Genomic DNA, 21,086 nt, shown 5'->3' with positions numbered 1-21,086 from the left:
GTGATCAGCCGGAAGGCCGGTTTCTGCAGTAACGGCCGGGGAATAAAGACACATTTTACCGCTATTTACTCGGATATCGTTCGAACGGGTGAAATAAAGGAAAAAAGTTCCGTTATGGGCCGACCGATCGTGTTAAAAGTAACTCTATATTCCCAAGAAAAGTGAAAGGAAGTCACGCGTAATGTGGTTTATACTTGCATTGTTATCCGCCGTTTTTGCGGCGCTCACCTCAATCTTGGCGAAGGTTGGCATTGAGGGGGTTAACTCCAATTTGGCGACGGTGATTCGTACGGTTGTGGTGGTTATTATGGCTTGGGGGATGGTGTACCTTACCACGCCCAGAGCGGGCTGTCTGAGATCAGCCGCAAAAGCTGGATGTTCCTGATCTTGTCCGGCTTGGCGACCGGTGCATCCTGGCTCTGTTATTTTAAAGCCCTTCAATTGGGACATACCTCCAAAGTTGTGGCAATCGATAAATTAAGCATCGTCATCACACTGGTTCTGGCAGTAATCTTCTTATATGAGGAATTTTACATACAAGTCGCTGATTGGTTCTATTTTGATCACGATTGGTACGCTGGTTATGGTGCTGTAAGCAAAAGTGTGATTAGATCACTCTATTTAGGATGTTTTTTTCTGGTATGATAGAACTATTCTGATAGAGTTTGCGCATAACAGGAACATACACAGATAGGAGCTAACATCATGCTAACAGGGGAAGTTCGCAATAAAGTAGATAAAATTTGGACCGATCTATGGGCTGGTGGTATTACCAATCCAATCACGGTCATTGAACAATTGACATATTTAATGTTTATTCGTTCCTTGGATGAGAAGGAATTGGAGAACGAGAGCTTCGAAGCGATCAGCGGCCAACCGATGCCGAAAATTTTTCCGCAGGATGAAGAAGGACAGTTGATGCGTTGGAGCAAGTTCAAGACCAAGGATGCGCGCATCATCTACGATATCGTCGGCACCAAGGTGTTTCCATTTATCAAAACGCTGAATGGGGAGGACTCGTCGGCATTTTCACGCTATATGCAGGATGCGATGTTCCTGATTCCTACCCCGCAAGTGCTGCAAAAAATCATTACCGGCTTGGATGAACTGTACGAGTATGATATCAAAGACCTTGATATGCAAGGGGACCTCTACGAGTATATGTTAGGCAAGCTGTCAACATCCGGTCAAAACGGCCAATTCCGTACGCCAAAGCATATTCGTGACATGATGGTACGCTTGTTAGCCCCGACACCAAATGATAAAATCTGTGATCCTGCTTGTGGTACAGCCGGTTTTCTTGTCTCGTCTGCGGAGTATATTCGCGAAAAGTATGAGGCCGAGATGACAAGTGAGCAATGGGAGCATTTTGCCGGAGAAATGTTCACGGGGTTTGATACAGACCGCACGATGCTGCGATTGTCAGCGATGAATCTGATGCTGCATTCCATTACCCAACCTCACATTGAGTATGTAGACAGTGTGTCCAAGCAAAATGCGATCTCATCGGCTTACGATATCATTCTAGCGAATCCGCCTTTTACCGGAACCGTTGACACTGAAAGCATTAACGATAATTTAAAAACGGTCTGCGATACGAAAAAGACGGAGCTACTGTTTGTTGCACTATTCTTGCGTCTCCTGCGTAAAGGCGGGCGTTGTGCTTGTATCGTACCGGATGGCGTGTTGTTTGGTTCGACCAAAGCGCATAAATCACTTCGAAAAGAACTGGTTGAAAACCATCAGCTGCAAGCGGTCATTTCCATGCCAAGCGGCGTATTTAAGCCCTATGCTGGCGTCAGCACTGCCGTACTGGTGTTTACCAAAACCGGAGCCGGCGGCACGGATAAAGTATGGTTTTATGACATGAAGGCCGATGGCTACTCGCTGGATGACAAACGTTCGCCGATTGAAGCCAACGACATTCCCGATATTTTGGCGCGTTTCCATAACCTCGAAGCTGAACAGGACCGCAAACCAACGGAGCAAAGTTTCCTGGTGGACAAGTCTGCCATCGCCGCGAACGGCTATGACTTGTCGATCAACCGCTACAAAGAAGTCGTGTACGAGAAGGTAGTCTACGATCCGCCTGCGGTCATTATGACTCGTCTTGACGAACTAAGCATCGATATTGCATCCAAGATGGAGGAGTTGAGGGGGCTTATTGGTGAGTAAGTGGGAGAAGGTGAAGTTGGGGGATGTGTGTGACGTTGAACGTGGTGGTTCGCCAAGACCAATAGAGAAGTTCATAACAGAGGATCCGAATGGTATAAATTGGATTAAAATTGGGGATGCATCTCCTGATAGTAAGTATATTACTGAAACGAAGCAAAAGATAATTACATCGGGGATGAAAAAATCAAGATATGTTCAACCTGGAGATTTTCTTCTGTCAAATTCAATGAGTTTTGGTAGACCTTATATCCTAAAAACAGACGGTTGCATTCATGACGGTTGGTTATTACTAAGAGATAAAAACAATTTCTATCATAAAGAATTTCTGTATTATGTGCTTAGTAGCAAATCAATTTATGAAAAATTCAAAAGTTTAGCTGTAGGAGGAGTAGTAAACAACTTAAACTCCACGATAGTAAAACAAGTTGAGTTGCCATTCCCTCCAAAAGATACACAAAAACAAATCGCCAAAACCCTAGACACCGCTGCGGAGCTTCTTGCTATGCGTAAACAGCAGCTTGCAGAGTTGGATAGTCTGATCAAATCAGTGTTTTATGAGATGTTTGGGGATCCGATTTTAAATGATAAAGGCTGGAGAGTAGATAACTTAATCAATATAACTACTAAAGTAGGCTCTGGTGCAACACCTAAAGGTGGTAAGGAAAGTTATCAGAGTAATGGCATTAGTTTAATACGCAGTATGAATGTTCATAATGGTATTTTTAAATATGAACAATTAGCTTATATTAATGACGAACAAGCAAATCAATTAAATAGTGTTATTGTAGAGAAAAAAGATGTATTGATAAATATTACAGGTGCTTCTGTGGCTCGATCTTGCATCGTCCCGGATGATGTCCTTCCAGCTAGAGTAAATCAACATGTATCAATTATTAGGCTCAATCAAGATATAGCAAACTCAGAATATATTTCTAACATGTTCACAACCGAAAGTTATCAGAAACAATTGCTATCAATAGCTGGTGCCGGGGGAGCAACTAGGGAAGCTATTACTAAGCAGCAGCTACTAGAATTATCAGTCCCTCTCCCCCCCCTCCACCTCCAAAACCAATTCGCCACCATCGTGGCGAAGATCGAGGAGCAAAAAGCCCTGGTCAAAAAGGCGATTGAGGAGACACAGACCTTGTTCGACAGCTTGATGGCCGAGTATTTCGAGGACTAAAAGATTGGGATCACAATGGTGGAGAACGTTTATCAGATCTTTTTAAGTTATAGAGTAGGCCGAAAGCGATAGGAAAGGATACTCATGTTTGGTAGTTTCATGGTAAAATGATAGAGCAATAGAATACGGCGCTCAAGGGTGGTTGGCTCATCTCCGGATAAGGAGGTGATGCCATGACAGTGTATGAGGCGTTAAGCTTGATGATTGCTTTTGCAGTCCTTGTGATCGTGCTGCTGTCCTTCGATAAAAAGAAGTAGACCCCCTTGAGTTTGTTGGACCCGGGGTCTACCTCTAACCAACACGCCGACCGCCTTTGAGGCAATCTGTTGCATGACCGTGGATGTTACCGCATCCGCGGTCATTCCTAATTTAATCCAATTCTAACGTTATCATACCATATCACGCTTGATTCGGAAACTAGAAAAAGAACCAAAGGTAAGGTGACCAGATGCCGGCAAATTTTGAATTTCTGCAGGGACAACAGGAATATCAGCTGTTTGCGGACGCTTGCCTGGAGGCTGAGCGAGTACTGGGGACATCGCCGGCGATGGCTGCGATCGGGAGCCGCAAAGCATTGGAACTGGCTGTCAAATGGGTCTATTCGGCGGATAACACGATTCATATGCCTTATAAAGATAATTTGCAATCGCTCATCCATGAACCGACGTTCCGCTATGCGATGGACCACCAGACCTGGGGCAAACTGCCTTTCATCGTAAAATTGGGGAACCTAGCGGTACATACGGAGAAATCGATCAGCCGTAGTGAATCGATATTATCGCTTTCGGCCTTATTTGAATTTGTTCAATGGCTAGATTATTGTTATGGCGCCAACTACGAGGAGCGTTCGTTTGATGAGAAGCGAGTCCCCACAGGAAAGGTCGTTCTGGACGAAGCCAAGATCAAGGAAAAGGACAGCCTGATCGAGCAAAAAAACTCTGAAATCGAAGCGCTCCGCGCGCAAATCGCCGCCATGAGCGACCGGTTGACTGCCGGTAAGAAGGATCATCAAGAAGAACGCCACTTTAGACCGGTTGACATTTCCGAGTTCCTTACTCGCAAAAAATATATCGATGTCGATTTGAAGCTGCTCGGCTGGACGTTTGGTGATGATGTCCGGGAGGAAGTTGAGCTCGAAGGAATGCCTAACGATGAAGGCAAAGGGTTTGCTGACTACGTACTTTATGGAAAAGATGGTCTGCCTCTGGCTGTTATTGAGGCGAAACGAACTTCCATCGATCCGAAAAAAGGCACACATCAAGCCAAGCTGTACGCCGATTGCTTGGAGAACATGACGGGACGCCGGCCGATGATGTTCACAACCAATGGGTTTGAAACTTACCTGTGGGATGATTTAACATCGCCGCAACGTAAGGTGAGCGGGATATTCTCTAAGGCTGACTTGCAAAAGCTGATGAACCGCCGCACCGAACGCAAGAAGTTGGATGAGATCGTGATCGATGATCGGATTACCGACCGGTATTACCAGAAGGAAGCCATCCGTGCGGTATGCGAAAGTATAGGTAGTGGACACCGCCGAGCTTTACTCGTGATGGCAACCGGTACGGGCAAGACGCGTACTGCATCGAGTTTAACGGATGTGCTCTCCCGAGGCGGCTATGTGACGAACGTCTTGTTTTTGGCGGATCGTACTGCTCTTGTTAAACAAGCGAAAGATGATTTTAAAAATTACTTGCCGCATATGTCTCTCTGCAACCTGCTCAGCAACAAAGATGATAAATCTGCCCGCATCGTCTTCTCCACGTATCCGACGATGTTGAATGCGATTGACACAGCCAAAAGTGAGGACGGAAAGCGGCTCTTTACTCCAGCCCATTTTGATCTGATTATCGTTGATGAGGCTCACCGGAGTATCTTCAAGAAGTATCGGGCGATTTTCGAATATTTTGACGCGTTGATCGTAGGTCTGACCGCGACGCCAAAGATGGACGTAGACCGTAACACTTATGAATTCTTCGAGATGGAAAATGGCGTTCCAACTTACGCTTATCCTTATGAGACAGCAGTTGAGGTCGACCATGTGCTGGTGCCATATCACAACATCGAAATTACGACGAAGTTCTTGGAACAGGGCATCACGTACGATGAGCTATCGCCGGAGGATCAGGCGCGGTATGAGGAGGATTTCACCGATGAAGACGGGGAGATGCCGGAATACATCCCGTCACCTGCGGTGAATGAATTCATCTTCAATCAAAACACCGTAGACACGGTACTTGAAGATTTAATGACAAAAGGCATCAAGGTTGCAGGCGGGGACCGATTGGGGAAGAGTATTATTTTTGCCCAAAATAAAAAGCATGCCGAATATATCGTGGAACGGTTCAATAAGCTATATCCCCAATACCGTGGGGGATTTGCCAAGCGGATCATTTCTGAGGACAGCTACGCTCAGTCACTCATTGATGATTTTAAGATGCCGGGGAAAGAGCCGCATATTGCCGTGTCCGTGGATATGCTGGATACGGGGATCGATGTGCCGCAGATCGTGAATCTGGTCTTCTTCAAACGAATTCGTTCAAAAACGAAGTTCTGGCAGATGATCGGACGGGGGACGCGGCTATGTCCGAATCTGTTTGGAGACGGACAGCATAAGACTGGCTTCGTCATTTTTGACTACCTTGGCAACTTTGAGTTTTTCCGCCAGCATAAGGAAGGACTTCCCGGGAATGAAGCGCAGAGTGTTTCCGAGGCGATTTTTGCCAAAAGAGTTCGGCTGATTCATTTGCTTCAACATGCGGATTTTGTGGGGGAAGCGTATCAAGCGATTCGATTGGACTTAATTACCGTTGTCATCGGACAAGTTCGGGCACTGAATCCGGAACTGGTTTCGGTTCAACTCCAACGTCAGCATGTGGAGAAGTTTAAGAAAGACCAGGCTTATACTTATCTATCCGACGAGGATAAGTATCATCTCATTGCGAACCTAGCACCGCTCGTTTATATGGACGATCCTGATGAATTTGCTAAGCGATTCGACAATTTGATGTATGGCATCATGCTGGCTCAGATCGAGGGGACGCCGCAATTTAACCGTGGCAAGAAGCAATTGATCGATGTTTGCGACGTATTGTGCGGGCGTGCTTCCATCCTGGAAGTGACGAAACAGTTGCCATTGATTCAAAGGATCGGGACGGAGGAGTTTTGGCAGGAGGCCGATCTATTGACCTTCGAAAAGGTTCGTGTAGAGCTACGGGATCTGATCAAGTATACCGTTGATGAAAGTGGAAAGCGTAACCCGATCTATACGAATCTGGTGGATGAGGTATTGATGGTTCAGGAAGGGACGGCGATGTACGCGGCGTATGATTTTGAGGATTACAAGCTCAAGGTCAACCGTTATATCGAGTTGAACCGCGATAATGTGGCGATCTATAAGTTACGGAATAATATCCCGTTGACTGCGCTGGACTATGAGAGCCTGGAGAAAGTATTCACTGGGGAGCTGGGGACCGCCGAAGATTATAAACGGGAATTCAAGGATACACCGTTTGGATTGCTTGTACGAAAAGTAGCCAAATTGGAAGTAGAGGCAGCCAATCAGGCGTTTTCCGAGTTTATTAATGACCAATCCTTGACGCAAGCTCAAATCGTGTTTGTGAAAAAAGTGATCGATTATATCGTCCAGAACGGTTATATCGATAATGTAGCCGAACTGACCAAACCGCCGTTTGATAAGCCGCAAAGCTTTATCAAGCTGTTTGATGGATGTAAACAAAAGAAGCTTGTGGATGTGGTGAATCAGATTAAAGAGAATGCGGTGCAGATCGTTTCGGGGGAATAAGAGAGGATGTCAAGCTCGCTGGCGGATGGTGTAACGGATCTAGAAGACCTTATTTGAGTCCAATAAGGTCCATCCCCATTCTCTAACGGAACGTACGGACGTTATTCGCAGCAAAGCGCCTCAAATAATCCCCAATATGCGCCAATTACGTCTTCTGGTTCCGTTAGGCTGGGAAATCGCCGGGAAATAGAGGAATAAGGTCATCTGGTTCCGTTAGAGTACTTCAGCACTATCTCCGCCAACCCGCGCACCAGCGTTTCCGCAGAACCGTGGCCGTACAAGCGCGCTTCCCTAACTCGCGAACCCGGCCCCGCGCATACGGACATACAAAAAGGCTGAACTCTAAACAATCGTTTAGAATTCAGCCTTCTTTTTTGCAGCTGATGCCTCTCACAGCTTCCCAATCACCAACGACAAGATGCCGGCGGCGATCAGCGGACCGACCGGGACGCCCCGGAAGAAGGCGACGCCCAGCACGGTGCCAATCAACAAGCCGGCGACGACGGTCGGCTGATTGCCCATCAAGGTCGCGCCGCGGCCGCCGAGCCAGGCGACCAGCATGCCGACGCCGATGGCGAGCAGGGACTTCCAGTGGAAGAAGGAAGCCCATAGCGTCTGGATGGAGATTTTGCCGCTGGCGACCGGGGTCATCACGCCGATGGTGAGGATGATGATTCCGAGCGTCAGGCCGTATTTCTCCAGCCAGGGGAAGGTTGTGTGCAAATGCAGCACGCGAAGCAGCAGCAATACAATCATCGCCACGGTAATCGGCATGTTGCTGCTGAAAATGCCCAATGCCGCTAGTAACAACAGCAGAAGGGCTGTTACATCAATTTGTTGCATGATCCACCTCCTGCGGTGAATACCGATTATTTATCTGTTGCTTGAGGTTCTCGCCCCTATGATATGCTCAGCGATCAGCTTCCCGTGACCGCGGCCCGTTTCGATAAACACCTCGTTGGCGTTGCGTCCGGAAGCGATAACTCCCGCAACGTAAAGGCCGGGCACGTTCGTTTCCATCGTCTCCGGATTAAACACCGGCTTCTCCATATCACCGGCCATTTCAACTCCGGCGGAGAACAACAGCTTACGATCAGGCCGGAACCCGGTTAACGCCAAGACAAAATCGTTTGCCAATTCCGACGTAGTCCCGTCAGGTCCTTCGATAATTACGCGGTCAGGCAGGATTTCGATCACCCGGGATTTCAGGCGCAGAGCAACCTTGCCTTTGTTGACGGCACTCTCAAACAGCGGCCGTACCCAAGGCTTGATGTTCGCGGACAAGTCCTCCCCGCGATACACGACAGTAACCTCAGCGTTCACGCGTACCAGTTCCAGCGCAGCATCTACGGCGGAGTTGCTGCCGCCGATGATTGTTACTTTCGTACCGGTGTACGGATGCGCCTCTTGGAAGTAATGCGTCACCTTGTCGGTATTTTCTCCTGGAATTCCTAAAATATTGGGGTGATCGAAATAACCTGTCGAGATAATGACATGACGGGCTTGGTATTCCGCCTTTTCACCGCCGCGTTTCTCTGAACGAACCACAAACGAGCCGTCCGGCTGCTGCACCACTTCGGTGGCTTCTTCATAGGCCAACACCGGGACATTATAATGATCACTAACCTTGCGGTAATAGGCCAGCGCCTCATGGCGGTAAGGTTTATCGTTCGCCGAAGCAAACGGTACATCTCCGATTTCCAGCAGTTCAGCGGTGCTGAAAAACTGCATATACGTAGGATAAGAATAGATGGAATGGACAAGACAATGTTTCTCTAGAACAAGCACCTGCAGTCCGCGACGCTGGCATTCGATGGCTGCCGATAGACCGCAAGGCCCTGCTCCGATGATAATCACATCCAGCATGGGAACCTCCTCATAGACATTCACTTCAAACGAATTTTTCAAAACACTTCCATCCTACCGCAAATGACGCAGAATTGCCAACCATCCGCTGCGGGTTGTAAAGGGGGAAGGATGTGGCAATCCTATGAAATCTTTGGCGGACGGGGTTCAATGCAGGAGAATTGGAGTACACTAATAGTGTAAGCGGTTACCTTGGTGATTGAAGTTGAAGGAGGTGCCGAACATGCTGTCCTGGTTTAAAAAACGCAAGCCCAAACAAGTCACAATTCCTACGGCGATCAAGGTTACGTTAGATGAAGTTCGACGCGCCGTGCTGCGTTATGAAGCTGACATGCCGGAGGGAATCAACCGGTTGTCGCTGCTGCTGCCAGACGGAAGTCTGGATATGAAACGCCTGTCACGATATTTAGGCGGTGTGACGGATCAACGGTTTTACTTGTCGAGAGAAACCTATGAAATCTTTCCGGAAGAAGAGCGTGACATCCCTTATTATCTAGATATGGTGCAGGCTGCAGTAGATCATTATGTGGAGGAACGAGGCAAGCTGCCGGTGCTGGAGGATTCTCGCCAGTTGGAGGTCGATTATCGTCTGCTGATACGAGAGCATTATTTGAAGGAGATGCCGCCGTTCCCACTGTACGTGACAGATCAGGAGATGTTGTTGACCCATCGCCCCAAACAAGTGATCTAAACCTGAAAAAGCGCATTTCTGGTGAGCCGGAAGTGCGCTATTTATTTGACAGATGTTTTACAATAGAGAGAGACATATGGGGGAAAGTGGGGAACAAGGTTGCAGCTAAAAGCCATACTGTTTGACCTGGATAATACGTTAATGGATCGAGATCACATGTTCCGCAGCTTCGCCGCTCAATTAACGCAGGAGTGCCTGGTGCCAATGGACGAGACGCAGCGGGAAGCGTTGATCGCGGAGATGATTGAACGGGATAACGATGGATATCGGCCGAAGGAAGGCTTTTTTCAGGAATTGTTGGATTGGTTGCCTTGGCGTCATAAGACGAGCTTGGAGGAACTGAAAGCCTACTACAACCAACATTATATGACCTATGCAAAAGCGATGGATTATGCGGAAGAGACCCTGCGGTACTGCCGTGACCAGAAACTCCGGTTAGGGATTATCACAAACGGACATAGCAAGCGGCAACACGAAAAAATCGATTTGATCCATCTGCGTCCGTACTTTGATGTGATCATCGTATCCGGGGACGTGGAGATCCAGAAGCCTGATCCCCGGATCTATCAGTTAGCATTAGATCGGCTAGGGGTACAAGCAGAGGAGACGGTGATCGTTGGTGATCATCCTCGCAACGATATTTGGGGAGCGGCGCAGGCCGGGATTCGCGGGATTTGGCTGAAGCGCAAGCATGAGTGGGACGTGTCGCTGGAAGGCGGCAACCCATGGCGGACGGTTCAGGAGCTGGATGAAGTCCCGGCGTTATTGGAACCATATACCCAGGAGTTATGCGGGACAAAAATGAATTGACAAAGCTTGCCAAGATCCCGTATGATGAGTACAAATTAGGATGAAGGAGGCTGTTATTTATGGTGAATGTACTTGTGACTCGTGTAAATACGGTCTCCTTAGCGGAAAAATAAGGCGCTGCGTGTAACTTCCAATCGACGATCAATATCGATGGATTTAGAAGCAGGCAGCGCGAGGCCGCGGGACCGTTCGAACGTCCCGCGGCTTTTTTGCGTCCGCCGACTCCCCGATAGGGGCGGCGGGAAGATAGGGCACAGGCATGGAACTGCTGGACAGCGTCTCCTCAGAAGAGACGCTGGGTAGTTGTTGCTTCATGCCTAGGTGCCCAGGCTGAAGACGCGGGAGGTGAGGATCCCGCGTCTTTTTTTTTTGCGGCTAAGGAGACGGGGCAGTGTCGGAACTCAGATGAACCATTTTATCGACTTGGAGGAATTGGATTGAATTTAAATGAACTTGGATGGAACCCGGAGCGGGAGGACGCTTTACACGAGATGGGGTTAGAGCTGGTCTCACCGGGGCGGATCATCGCGGACCATGGCCACAAATATCGCGTGGCAACGGAGCGGGGTGAAGGTTGGGCAGAAATGAGCGGTCGCCTTCAATTTGCATTAGGCGAACGGAGCGAGTTTCCGGCGGTTGGAGACTGGGTTGCCGTGCGCTTCCTTTGTGATAGCGGCGGAGATGCCGTGATCCATGGTGTGCTTCCGCGCACCAGTCGCATCTCGCGACGTGCCGCCGGGTCGGTGCCGACGGAACAAGTCGTTGCAGCCAATGTCGACCTGCTATTTCTGGTGGCTGCGCTGAACCTAGATTATAATTTGCGCCGGCTGGAGCGGTATTTGATTATGGCTTGGAATAGCGGCGCTACACCAGTCATTGTGCTGAGTAAAGCTGATTTATGCGACGATCCGGAGCGTTATGTGGCCGAAGCGGAATCGATAGCGCCAGGGGTGCCCGTGATTGCGGTCAGCGCCTTGGAGGATCTGGGACGGGAGCAAGTGGATGCTTTGCTGAAGCCGGGAGTGACGGTGGCTCTTACCGGATCATCGGGCGCGGGGAAGTCGACGATCTTGAACTGGATGGCAGGGAAAGACGTTCAGAAAACTCAGGCGATCCGGGAAGATGACAGCCGGGGAAGGCATACCACAACGCATCGTGAGCTGTTTGTGCTGCCGCAAGGTGCTGTGATGATCGATACGCCGGGGATGCGTGAGCTGCAGCTATGGGACGATGATGGCGGATGGTCTGAGGCGTTTGGAGAGATTGAGGAACTGGTGAAGCAATGCCGTTTCAGCGATTGTCAGCACAAACGCGAGGCGGGCTGCGCGGTCAGAGAAGCATTGCAAAACGGTCAACTGGAGCGCAAACGGTTCGAGAATTATCTGAAAACGCAGCGGGAGCTGAAGTTTCAGGCAGCCAAGGAGCAAACCCGCCAGCGCTCTGTACGCGCCGCATCCTCAGGGAAATCGAGCCGTCGGGAGCCGCGCGGCAAAGGCGAGCAACGGCGGCGCTTCGTGAACGAATGGGAGTAGTGGAGCGCGACTCCCATCCGAAGGGCTGACAAAAACCTAGCCGGCTGAGAAGCTTACACCCAGCCGGCTAGGTTTACTTGTTCGCTTAAGCTTTGTTAGATTGAAGCGGCAGCCATTTCAACACGTCCTGAATCTTCGCATCCCAATAGCCCCACTCGTGGGAACCGGGTCCTTCCTCATAGGTGAGAGGCAGACCGGCGCGGGTGCAAGCATCGCGGAACGTTTGGTTATCCTCGTACAGGAAATCTTCCGTGCCGCAGCATTGGTACAGCTGAGGAACCGGCTTTCCTTCCTGCATGGCCTTGGCGAGCGGGTCCAGCAGTGCCAGCAGATCGTTGTCCGTGCCCTTAGGCCCGGATTCGCCGAAGATCCGCTGGAACAGGGGGAGATCATGGCGGCGATTTGCGATATCCAGCGCCCCTGACAGGCTGGCGGCATAAGAGAACATCTCCGGCTTGCGCAATGCCAGCTTAAAGGCGCCGTAACCACCCATCGACAACCCGGCAACGAAGGTGTCCTCGCGTCGTTCGGACAACGGGAAGAACGACCGGCAGAGGCGGGGAAGCTCCTCGCTGACGAACGTCCAATAGTTGTTGCCGTACGCCATATCCGTATAGAAGCTCAAATCCACCTGAGGCATTACAACGGCCAGCCCCATCCCCGAAACATAACGTTCAATCGAGGTGCGGCGCAGCCAGATTGTGTCATCGTCCGACATGCCGTGCAGCAGGTAGAGAGTCGGATAAGGCCCGGCGATCGCCGGCGCGGACATCCCGATTTGCGATTGTGCAGGTTCCGGCAGGATGACCGTCATGGAGGTGCTTAGTCCTAATACTTCAGAGAAAAAACGACATTGAAAGAGTGCCATAAATGCTCCAGCTCCTTTGGATTCATGTTCATGCCATCTCGGTATCACAACCTGGTAAGCGCTTACCGAATGGGACACAGATGATTACAATAAAGCTCATCCACCTTCCATTATATCTCGAACCTCTTGCTCTCGAAAATCTAAACTTCGAAATCTTTCGAACAGTTGGCAACGAATTGTGCTAGAATAAAAAAACGGGTTAGTTCCAGGGTTGGGAATAACAACGCTGGGGGTGGATGAAGTGGATTTCCCCTGGAAAAGAAATCTGTACGTGCTGTGGCTTGGTGTATTTTTTTGCAGCACCGCGTACTCCATGGTCATTCCATTCATGTCTCTGTTTATTGCTCATGATCTTGGAGTAACAACGCATCTCACTCTCTGGTCGGGGATTGCATTTGGGGTGACGTTTTTGGCCGGCGCGTTGATCTCTCCCTATTGGGGCTCGTTATCGGATAAGTACGGCCGGAAGCCGATGCTGCTGCGATCCGGCTTTGCGCTGAGTGCGGTGTATGTTCTTTACTTCTTTGTTCGAGACCCTTATCAGTTGATCGCTGTCCGCATCTTGTCCGGGCTCTTGGCCGGATATGTGCCTTCTGCGATTGCACTGGTTGCAACCAATACGCCGGAGAAGCATGTTGGCTATTCGCTGGGAGTGATGTCGACAGCCGGAGCAGCCGGAGGGATTATCGGACCTCTGGTGGGCGGTTCCCTAAGCAAATTCATCGGTTATCGAGAGGCGTTTCTGGCGTCAGGTGCCGTTGTATTGGTGTCAGCTCTGATCGCCTTGATCTTCGTAAAGGAACAGAACTTCGACCGCAACCGGGAGCGTTCGCATGTGCTGGATGATCTCAAGGAGGCGACGGCTAACCGTCCGCTGATGGGCAAGCTGCTTGTCGTGCTGATCGTCACCTCTTCCGTGATGGTGCTTGAGCCGTTGCTTTCGCTGTATGTGTTGGATTTAGGCGCCTCGGCTTCCGATGCTTCACTCAGTTCGGGCATTATTTTTTCGGCGGTAGGTATTTCTACAATTATCGCTGCACCATTCTGGGGCAAAGTTGGCCAGCGAATCGGTTACCACAACACGTTAATGATCGGATTGATCGGCGGCGGGGTCGGCAACATCTTGCAGCATTTCTTTCATTCGTTGGTGGGGTTCGGAATTCTGCGCTTCGTGTACGGTTTGTTCTTCGCTGCCGTGTTCCCGGCATTAAACGCGTTGATCGTACAGTCGACCAAACCGGATTTCCGCGGCCGCGCTTTCAGCTTGAATCAATCCGCGGCTCAGCTTGGCAATATGTTCGGACCAATTGCCGGCGGGGCGTTAGGGTCCTGGATCTCCATTCCGGTGGTGTTTGTCCTGAACGGGGCCATCTTAGCCGTAACGGCCATGACGCTTCGATTCAAGTCCCTCTTTGGAAACCGCCGCTTGACCGAAAGCGAAGGTACCAAGATGCGAGGGTAGTCGGAACGAAACAGAACATAAGAAGAATGTCGATTTTGAAAAGAAAGGCTCCGTACCATCAGCAAGCTGCTGAGGTACGGAGCCTTTCTTCAACGAAACGGTGCAACGAGAACTAGATTAATAGAGCGAGAGCGCAAGCGAATCATATTCGCTCTTGCTGTGGAGAATTGCTTCAGAGCCTTCGATTTCAATGCTGATTAAGGAGTTCAAGCACTTCTTCAAAGCTTGCTTGCCGTTATAGTATTTGTATTCGAGCGCGCTCGTCAGCAGCTTCAAAGTACGCTGCACAGGTTGCTTGCTATCGACATTGAAATAAACGGGAACCAGATTATTTTGGAAGTTAATTAGGATTTTCATTAGAATCACCTCTATACAGTGGTTTCATATTAAACATTGTAGATCGAAAAACTTAAGAAAAGCTTAAAAAAAGATGATATTTCGATTAATGTTTAATGACAGCGAACGAAACAGGACGGAAGTCTCGGTTTGGCACGCTTACATCAGTATTACGGATAGGCAGATCAAAAAGTTTCATGCTCTATGAAAAATTGTGCTTCACCTCCTATTTTTATGGGTACATTGTAATAGATTGGTAAAAAATTCCGAGCACAGGCAATTTGAATAGTGGTATGATTACTGCATCGGAAGCGGGATAAGGACACGCCGAGATCATACCGGCTGTTAGGTCAAGCATCGGAAGCGAGGCCCAATCTGTAGGAGGTGGAAGAATTGATGACAGATTCCTCCCGCAAGGAAAATGTGACGCTTCAAGCGAAAGAATGGCTAAATTTGATAGAGCGGTTAGGAATTCAAACGTGGCAGGATCCAGAGCATCCCTTTCACGTTTTTTTGCAGGAGATGCTAGATTCTGACGCTGAAGGCACGCGTGAGACGCTAAACAGCAAGGATGAGGTGTTGGGGACAGCCCAAGGAGCTCGGATCAGCTTGCCGCAGCACGTCTTAGACGACCTGACCGCCGCATCTGCGGCCGTCAAGGCTTGCCGGCTATCCTTTACTTGCGGAAAGCAAACCTTTGAGGAATATCTGCATATCACCGGCAACCAGATTATCCGATTCAGACGGCTGCCTGGGAAATTCAACCGCTTATACGTAGAACGAATCATCGAAGGGAAACAACTTAGCGTTTTGTTAGCCGGTCGGATGAAGTGGAACTCGCGTACACCGGGGGAGCTTCCCGCCTTAATGATGTCCAGAAAACAATTTGACGCAGCGCTATGTCAAGCCCGGGAGCTGGATCTGAACCGCTTGGCCACCCTCCTGGCAGACATGACGAATGATGAAGAAGGCAGTATCGCCTTAGCCAAATGTATGAAATCTCCACTCGCGCAAGGGGATATCCGGTTCTATGCGAATTGCGGCGGACGCTGGGAGATTCAGCAAATGCAGTTTATGAACAATACGCAGTTCAATTGGTTGATCCGATGCAGCGCAAAGGACGAAGAGGATTGGATGATCGCGACGCCTACACCCCGCCAGCAATTTCAGAAGATCTTGCTGAAGTGGTTTCGTAAGCCGCATAACGCGGAGTGAGGGGGAGATGAGAGAACCCAAGTTTTTTCATGGTCCAAACCAGCCATCCTTGACTAAAAAACACTCCGAAATGGGCAATCTGGATAGTGGCAGGTAATCAGTTTCGCTGAATGAACCCATTTCATCTTCAGGAGTGTGAAGCCATGACAAGCAATCAGACGACGAACCGCGAACGGTTCCAGGGTAAAACGGCGATTATCACCGGAGCCGGTTCCGGGATCGGCAAGGCGGCTGCGGTGAAGCTGGCCAGCGAAGGGGCGAAGGTTGCGCTGTTCGATCTGTTGGATGAACGCACGGAGCAGACGGCGCGAGAGATCAATGCGATGCATGAGGGGGCGGCCCGTGCGTTTGATGTCGACGTGGCGGACCCGGCGCGGGTCGAACAGGCGGTGCGCGAAGCTGCTGAGCAATTTGGCGGCATCGACATCGTCTTCGCGAATGCCGGCATCAACGGCAAGCTGGCGCCCGTCGAGGATCTGAGCTTCGAGGATTGGGAGAAGACGCTGAGCATCAATTTGACGGGCACGTTCCTGACCGTGAAATATACCGTTCCTTACTTAAAACAACGGGGCGGCGGCAGTATTATCATTACCAGTTCCATTAACGGCAATGATAAATTCTCCGGCTTCGGGATGTCGGCTTATAGTACGACGAAAGCGGGACAAGTAGCTTTTGCGAAAATGCTGGCCTTGGAGCTGGCCCAATTCAAAATTCGCGTAAATGCGATCAGCCCCGGCGCCATCGCTACCAACATCGATGCTTCAACCGAGAAGACCAAGGAGCTGCAGGAGATCGTTATTCCGGTTAAATATCCAAAGGGCTCACAGCCCTTGGCGGACGGCCCGGGCCAACCAGAGAATGTGGCGGATCTCGTTGCCTTTTTGGCTTCGGACGAGTCCATCCATATTACCGGAGCCCGAATTGTGATCGATGGGGCGGAGTCGCTGCTATAATGTTTCACCTAGAGTGAAACGAGCCAATGAGATGAACGCTTTCGCAATCGCGGAGGCGTTTTTTTTGAAGATATCAGATTGTGATCTGTAAATGAATCCCGATGAAGCTGTGGTATGATACTGGAAGGATAAAGCTTAAGGAGGGATGGAGATGCTGTCCTGGTTAGCGGAACAGAAGATTGCAGAAGCGATGGCCCGCGGGGAGTTTGATCATTTGCCCGGGAAAGGTAAGCCGCTGAAGGTGGAGGACTTATCCGGGGTTCCCGAGGATTTGCGAATGGCCTATAAGCTGATGAAAAATGCGGGGTATGTTCCCGAAGAAGTTCAACTGCAGCAGGAGATGGTCCGGCTGGCCGACTTGCTTGCCGCCTGCGAGGACGGGCCGGAGAAGCAGACATTAAAGAAGCGGCTGACGGAGCAGCAGCTGCGGCTTAATCTACTCATGAGCGAGCGCGGTTTATCAGCGAATCCGGCGTTCCGGCAGTATGAAGAAGCCATCCGCCGGAAGCTGGAATAGGAAGCTGGAGTCTGCTGAACACTAGAATACCAGTGTGAGAGAAGCTGAGAAGGGGGACAGAACAGAGGGCTCGCACCAGTTAGGGCGTAAGCTAGGCAGTAGCTGTGTCACTCATCAGCTTCTGTATCATGGCTTCAGTTAACACAAACGGCTCCCGCGAGATCCGGTCCATTCGGAAGCTGGGAATCAACTCGTTGGCCTTTACAGCTTCCGGGCGCTCGATTAAGCCGCTGATGTAGGCAAGCCAGCCGATGACCGTCTCCGGCTTCGTCCCAGCGGCGCGCAGTGCGGGAAGCCCCAAGTCGCCATGGCGTTTGGCCAACCGTCGTCCGTCCTCGCCAAGGATAAGCGGGGCGTGAGCGAACTTCGGCGGTGTCAAATCTAACGCACCATAGAGATGGAGCTGGCGGGGCGTGGAGTCGAGCAAGTCGTCACCGCGCAGCACATCGGTGATCCCCATCAGGGCATCATCTACAGTCACCGCCAGTTGATAAGAATACATATGATCGGCCCGACGCACGACAAAATCCCCGCCGCTGCCCGGCGGGAAGACCTGCGGCCCGGCGATCCCGTCGACGAAGCGAATTTCCTCCGGACCAATTGCAAAGCGGAGTGACGGATCTTTGTGCTGCGCTCGGCGTTGCTGCTCCTCCGGGCTTAAGGCGCGGCAAGTGCCGGGATAGGGAGCCCCTTCTGAGGACAAGCCGTGCGGTGCCCCAGCCACCGCGAGCAGCTCCGCCCGGCTGCAGAAGCAAGGGTATAGCCGGCCAGCGGCGTCCAGCTTGGCCAGCGCCTCCTCATAAAGCTCGGTCCGTTCGCTTTGAAGGTAAGGACCGGACGCCTCCGAGGCGCCCGGTCCTTCATCCCAGTCTAACCCCAACCAGCGAAGATCGGCGAGAATCCGTTCCGTGATCGCCGGCTTGGAGCGTTGGGTGTCGATATCTTCAATGCGCAGCACGAAGGTTCCTCCCGCTGCGCGCATTTGCAACCAGGAGAGCAGTGCGATTTTCGCGTTACCCAGGTGCATGTCGCCGGATGGCGTAGGTGCAAATCGTCCGCGTTTCATGATGCTTCACTTCCTCGATTGTTCACTTTTACGTATTATAAGCCTGCTTCGGGCTCTTGAGCGTTCCGGGCTTCGTCACCGCCCTCTGATGTATAAGCACTGTCCATATGAGGCGTGTCCAGCCTTTGGATTTCGATTTTCCGGATCCGGCTGTCTTCGCGCTCGAGGACCGTAAATTGCAAGTCTCCATAGACCAACTGGGTTCCTTCTTCGATGTCCAGGTTATGCCCATAGATCCAACCGCCGATCGTATCCGCCTCGTCTTCCTCCAAATCGGCGTCCAGCAACTCGTTAATCAGCGATACGGAAACTTTGCCGTCAACAATGAGGTGATTCGCCGCGACCTCGGTAATTTCCTGCTCTTCCTCCGCATCGAATTCATCGCGGATGTCGCCGACGATTTCTTCCAGAATGTCCTCGATGGTCACCATCCCGCTTGTACCGCCGTATTCGTCAATCAGCACGGCCATATGCGAACGTTCCTTCTGCATCTTGGTCAGCAGGGCCGGAAGGGGGATATTTTCCGAGACGGTCATCACAGGACGCACGAGGGAAGCCAAAGGGACATCGGCCTGATCCTCGGGAGCCAGGAACAACGCTTTTGTATTTATCACCCCGATAATATTATCTTTATTTCCACGAATGACAGGAAATCGGGTGTATTGCTCCTGTCGAATCATTCTCAGGTTCTCCTCGCGGGATTTAGCTGCATCCAAGCAGACCATATCGGTTCTCGGAACCATGATATCTTTGGCGAGCAGATCATCAAAGGCGAAAATTCGGTTCATGAAGCGGTACTCGCTCTTGTTAATCCGGCCGCTGGCCAGGCTTTCGCTCAGCAACATCCGAAGCTCCTCCTCGCTGTGCGCGTCGTCCCAGTCCGCCGCAGGTTTCAGGCCAAGCCATGCTACGATGCGGCCGGAGGAACGGTTGAGCAGCCAGAGGAACGGGGATAGCAGGGTGCTCAATACCAAGAGCGGCCGGGCAAATGCCAGGATGATGGCTTCGCCCCGTTGGGCTGCCAGCACCTGCGGAACTAATCCGCCAAGCACAACATGCAGGTAGGTAATCGACACGAACGCGATAAGAAAAGAGAAAAAGGTTTCTACGGACTCCGATAAGGGCAGCCGAACAAAGATCGGCGCAAGCAGGCTGCGAACAATTGGCTGGCCCAGCCATCCCAGAGTCAGGGAGTTCACCGTAATGGCCAGTTGGCAGGCTGACAACGCCTGATCGATCCGTTGCGACAGGGCGCGAAGTGCGGACGCTCCACGTCGGCCTTCCCGCGCCCAAGCTTCGATGGTCCGCGGGTGTAACGCACGCAGTGATGCTTCAATGATGACAAACAATGCGGTAAGTACGATCAGCAGTAAAAGGACGAGCAGCTTTAGCAATCGTTTTTCCTCCGATCCCTTCGTTTCTTAGCACCGTATGGTAAAATGTTCTCATAGTGTAACCCGTAAGGAGAGAATCATGACAAAGCTTCCTTTGCCTATTGATGAAGTCATCCCTGAGCTGCAACAAGCGCTTGACCAAGCGGGAACTGCCGTGCTGCTGGCGGAGCCCGGGGCAGGCAAAACGACGCGTGTTCCGCTGTCGCTCCTAAGCGAACCTTGGCTTGGGGGACAGCGGATTTTGCTGCTGGAGCCGCGGCGTTTGGCAGCACGGGCTGCGGCTGTCTATATGGCGTCCCAGCTTGGTGAAGCGGTGGGCGAGACGGTGGGCTACCGTATGCGGGGTGACAGCCGAGTGTCGGCGAACACGCGGATCACGGTCGTCACCGAAGGGATTTTGACGCGAATGCTGCAGCAGGACCCGGCCTTAATCGGGACAGGCCTGGTCATTTTCGACGAATTTCATGAGCGCAGTCTGCATGCTGATCTGGGTCTCGCTCTGGCTTGGCAAAGCCGCCAGCTGCTTCGTGACGACCTGCGGCTGCTTGTGATGTCGGCGACATTGGACGCTCGGCCGATCGCCGAGATGCTGGATGGTGCGCCAGTAGTGCAAAGCCGGGGACGCATGTTCCCGGTGGAGACGGTATATGCGCCGGGAGCTGCAAACGAGCCGCTGGAACGGAAGGTGCACCGGGCGGTTCGCCGGGCCCTTGCCGAGCATGACGGCAGCGTGCTCGTGTTCCTGCCGGGCGCACGGGAAATCCGGCGCACCGAGTCGTTGCTGGCCGCGGATGGGCTGCCGACGGGCGTGATATTGGCGCCGCTGTACGGGGCGATGCCGCAAGCGGAGCAGCGGCGGGCGATTGAGCCCGCGCCAGCAGGGCAGCGCAAGGTCGTGCTGGCGACGTCGATCGCCGAGTCCAGCCTGACCGTGGATGGCGTGACGGTCGTGATCGACAGCGGCCTCCGCCGCACGTCGTTATTCTCGCCGCGCACCGGCATGAGCCGGCTGGTGACGGTGCGGGCGGCCCGCGACTCCGCCGATCAGCGGCGAGGCCGCGCCGGGCGGACAGCGCCCGGGGTGTGCTACCGCCTCTGGAGCGAGGCGGAGGACCGCCTGCTCCCTGCGCGGACGGCGCCGGAGATGCTTGAGGCGGACCTCGCGCCGCTCGCCCTGGAGCTGGCGGCGTGGGGCGCCGCCGCGCCGGACGAG

The 21,086-nt window shown here is 51.7% G+C and carries 19 protein-coding genes; 13 read left to right on the top strand and 6 right to left on the bottom strand.

Annotation, left to right across the window (positions count from 1 at the left end; genetic code table 11):
* Nucleotides 1-312 precede the first annotated feature (312 nt).
* The 5 genes from PBA01S_RS12425 to PBA01S_RS12410 all read left to right on the top strand — a co-directional run bounded on the left by PBA01S_RS12425 (nucleotide 313) and on the right by PBA01S_RS12410 (nucleotide 7,163).
* On the top strand, nucleotides 313-645 hold the full coding sequence (locus tag PBA01S_RS12425) for an EamA family transporter (RefSeq protein ID WP_255315351.1): 333 nt from the start codon (nucleotides 313-315) through the stop codon (nucleotides 643-645).
* Between the two features lie 60 nt (nucleotides 646-705).
* Nucleotides 706-2,175 carry a type I restriction-modification system subunit M gene (locus tag PBA01S_RS12420; RefSeq protein WP_127576088.1) on the top strand — a complete coding sequence of 490 codons (1,470 nt, stop codon included), beginning with the start codon at nucleotides 706-708 and terminating at the stop codon, nucleotides 2,173-2,175.
* Nucleotides 2,168-3,358, top strand: coding sequence for a restriction endonuclease subunit S (locus PBA01S_RS12415; protein ID WP_164744153.1), 1,191 nt, complete (start codon nucleotides 2,168-2,170; stop codon nucleotides 3,356-3,358). The genes PBA01S_RS12420 and PBA01S_RS12415 overlap by 8 nt, the downstream gene beginning before the upstream one ends.
* A 173-nt stretch (nucleotides 3,359-3,531) precedes the next feature.
* Nucleotides 3,532-3,615, top strand: coding sequence for a putative holin-like toxin (locus tag PBA01S_RS23345; protein WP_371859529.1), 84 nt, complete (start codon nucleotides 3,532-3,534; stop codon nucleotides 3,613-3,615).
* Between the two features lie 191 nt (nucleotides 3,616-3,806).
* A complete protein-coding gene (locus PBA01S_RS12410; protein ID WP_127576086.1) occupies nucleotides 3,807-7,163 on the top strand; it encodes a DEAD/DEAH box helicase family protein in 3,357 nt (1,118 codons plus the stop codon).
* 390 nt (nucleotides 7,164-7,553) lie between these two features.
* Here PBA01S_RS12410 and PBA01S_RS12405 read toward each other — a convergent pair whose 3' ends face one another.
* Nucleotides 7,554-8,006 carry a DUF441 domain-containing protein gene (locus tag PBA01S_RS12405; RefSeq protein ID WP_016312343.1) on the bottom strand — a complete coding sequence of 151 codons (453 nt, stop codon included), beginning with the start codon at nucleotides 8,004-8,006 and terminating at the stop codon, nucleotides 7,554-7,556.
* A 30-nt stretch (nucleotides 8,007-8,036) separates the two neighbouring features.
* Entirely contained in the window at nucleotides 8,037-9,029 is a 993-nt protein-coding gene (locus tag PBA01S_RS12400; RefSeq protein WP_127576098.1) for a YpdA family putative bacillithiol disulfide reductase, read from the bottom strand.
* A gap of 223 nt (nucleotides 9,030-9,252) precedes the next feature.
* On the opposite strand from PBA01S_RS12400, the gene PBA01S_RS12395 reads away from it, so the two are divergent.
* From PBA01S_RS12395 to rsgA, 3 genes are all read left to right on the top strand, one after another.
* Nucleotides 9,253-9,720 (top strand): DUF3939 domain-containing protein, encoded by a 468-nt coding sequence (locus PBA01S_RS12395; protein WP_028540105.1) that lies wholly within the window; start codon nucleotides 9,253-9,255, stop codon nucleotides 9,718-9,720.
* A gap of 99 nt (nucleotides 9,721-9,819) precedes the next feature.
* Nucleotides 9,820-10,530: an HAD family hydrolase gene (locus tag PBA01S_RS12390; RefSeq protein ID WP_127576085.1), complete on the top strand. Its 711-nt coding sequence runs from the start codon at nucleotides 9,820-9,822 to the stop codon at nucleotides 10,528-10,530.
* A 437-nt stretch (nucleotides 10,531-10,967) separates the two neighbouring features.
* On the top strand, nucleotides 10,968-12,062 hold the full coding sequence (gene rsgA / locus PBA01S_RS12385) for a ribosome small subunit-dependent GTPase A (RefSeq protein ID WP_051416952.1): 1,095 nt from the start codon (nucleotides 10,968-10,970) through the stop codon (nucleotides 12,060-12,062).
* A gap of 85 nt (nucleotides 12,063-12,147) precedes the next feature.
* On the opposite strand, the gene PBA01S_RS12380 is transcribed toward rsgA, so the two are convergent.
* The gene (locus PBA01S_RS12380; RefSeq protein WP_016312338.1) at nucleotides 12,148-12,930 is read right to left on the bottom strand and encodes an alpha/beta hydrolase; all 783 of its coding nucleotides are present in this window, start codon (nucleotides 12,928-12,930) and stop codon (nucleotides 12,148-12,150) included.
* A 241-nt stretch (nucleotides 12,931-13,171) separates the two neighbouring features.
* Here PBA01S_RS12380 and PBA01S_RS12375 point away from each other — a divergent pair, with 241 nt between their 5' ends.
* Entirely contained in the window at nucleotides 13,172-14,392 is a 1,221-nt protein-coding gene (locus tag PBA01S_RS12375) for an MFS transporter (RefSeq protein ID WP_016312337.1), read from the top strand.
* Nucleotides 14,393-14,509: 117 nt separating this feature from the next.
* Here the strand turns inward: PBA01S_RS12375 and PBA01S_RS12370 are convergent, their stop codons facing one another.
* A complete protein-coding gene (locus PBA01S_RS12370; RefSeq protein ID WP_016312336.1) occupies nucleotides 14,510-14,749 on the bottom strand; it encodes a hypothetical protein in 240 nt (79 codons plus the stop codon).
* A 375-nt stretch (nucleotides 14,750-15,124) separates the two neighbouring features.
* Here PBA01S_RS12370 and PBA01S_RS12365 point away from each other — a divergent pair, with 375 nt between their 5' ends.
* The 3 genes from PBA01S_RS12365 (at nucleotide 15,125) to PBA01S_RS12355 (ending at nucleotide 17,413) form a co-directional block, all read left to right on the top strand.
* Nucleotides 15,125-15,943, top strand: coding sequence for a hypothetical protein (locus PBA01S_RS12365; RefSeq protein WP_028538959.1), 819 nt, complete (start codon nucleotides 15,125-15,127; stop codon nucleotides 15,941-15,943).
* 143 nt (nucleotides 15,944-16,086) lie between these two features.
* Complete coding sequence (locus tag PBA01S_RS12360) at nucleotides 16,087-16,896, top strand: SDR family oxidoreductase (RefSeq protein WP_028538958.1); 810 nt, start codon at nucleotides 16,087-16,089, stop codon at nucleotides 16,894-16,896.
* Between the two features lie 145 nt (nucleotides 16,897-17,041).
* Nucleotides 17,042-17,413 (top strand): DnaJ family domain-containing protein, encoded by a 372-nt coding sequence (locus PBA01S_RS12355; RefSeq protein WP_028538957.1) that lies wholly within the window; start codon nucleotides 17,042-17,044, stop codon nucleotides 17,411-17,413.
* Nucleotides 17,414-17,504: 91 nt separating this feature from the next.
* Here PBA01S_RS12355 and gluQRS read toward each other — a convergent pair whose 3' ends face one another.
* Both gluQRS and PBA01S_RS12345 read right to left on the bottom strand, forming a co-directional pair.
* Nucleotides 17,505-18,479 (bottom strand): tRNA glutamyl-Q(34) synthetase GluQRS, encoded by a 975-nt coding sequence (gene gluQRS / locus PBA01S_RS12350; protein WP_028538956.1) that lies wholly within the window; start codon nucleotides 18,477-18,479, stop codon nucleotides 17,505-17,507.
* 35 nt (nucleotides 18,480-18,514) lie between these two features.
* On the bottom strand, nucleotides 18,515-19,873 hold the full coding sequence (locus PBA01S_RS12345) for a hemolysin family protein (protein ID WP_036700194.1): 1,359 nt from the start codon (nucleotides 19,871-19,873) through the stop codon (nucleotides 18,515-18,517).
* Between the two features lie 79 nt (nucleotides 19,874-19,952).
* Between PBA01S_RS12345 and hrpB the strand changes: the two genes are divergently transcribed.
* On the top strand, nucleotides 19,953-21,086 hold a 1,134-nt coding region (gene hrpB / locus PBA01S_RS12340; protein ID WP_127576084.1), incomplete at its 3' end, for an ATP-dependent helicase HrpB.

Source organism: Paenibacillus barengoltzii NBRC 101215, from assembly GCF_004000745.1.
Lineage (GTDB): Bacteria > Bacillota > Bacilli > Paenibacillales > Paenibacillaceae > Fontibacillus > Fontibacillus barengoltzii.
This window is presented reverse-complemented; position numbering and strand designations above follow the sequence as displayed.

What these genes read in the sequence shown, in the direction of transcription:
- PBA01S_RS12420 (WP_127576088.1), top strand. Translation starts at nt 706, where the DNA reads ATGCTAACAGGGGAAGTTCGCAATAAAGTAGATAAAATTTGGACCGAT.
- PBA01S_RS23345 (WP_371859529.1), top strand. Translation starts at nt 3,532, where the DNA reads ATGACAGTGTATGAGGCGTTAAGCTTGATGATTGCTTTTGCAGTCCTT.
- PBA01S_RS12410 (WP_127576086.1), top strand. Translation starts at nt 3,807, where the DNA reads ATGCCGGCAAATTTTGAATTTCTGCAGGGACAACAGGAATATCAGCTG.
- PBA01S_RS12405 (WP_016312343.1), bottom strand. Translation starts at nt 8,006, where the DNA reads ATGCAACAAATTGATGTAACAGCCCTTCTGCTGTTGTTACTAGCGGCA.
- PBA01S_RS12400 (WP_127576098.1), bottom strand. Translation starts at nt 9,029, where the DNA reads ATGCTGGATGTGATTATCATCGGAGCAGGGCCTTGCGGTCTATCGGCA.
- PBA01S_RS12395 (WP_028540105.1), top strand. Translation starts at nt 9,253, where the DNA reads ATGCTGTCCTGGTTTAAAAAACGCAAGCCCAAACAAGTCACAATTCCT.
- PBA01S_RS12380 (WP_016312338.1), bottom strand. Translation starts at nt 12,930, where the DNA reads ATGGCACTCTTTCAATGTCGTTTTTTCTCTGAAGTATTAGGACTAAGC.
- PBA01S_RS12370 (WP_016312336.1), bottom strand. Translation starts at nt 14,749, where the DNA reads ATGAAAATCCTAATTAACTTCCAAAATAATCTGGTTCCCGTTTATTTC.
- PBA01S_RS12365 (WP_028538959.1), top strand. Translation starts at nt 15,125, where the DNA reads ATGACAGATTCCTCCCGCAAGGAAAATGTGACGCTTCAAGCGAAAGAA.
- PBA01S_RS12360 (WP_028538958.1), top strand. Translation starts at nt 16,087, where the DNA reads ATGACAAGCAATCAGACGACGAACCGCGAACGGTTCCAGGGTAAAACG.
- PBA01S_RS12355 (WP_028538957.1), top strand. Translation starts at nt 17,042, where the DNA reads ATGGAGATGCTGTCCTGGTTAGCGGAACAGAAGATTGCAGAAGCGATG.
- gluQRS (WP_028538956.1), bottom strand. Translation starts at nt 18,479, where the DNA reads ATGAAACGCGGACGATTTGCACCTACGCCATCCGGCGACATGCACCTG.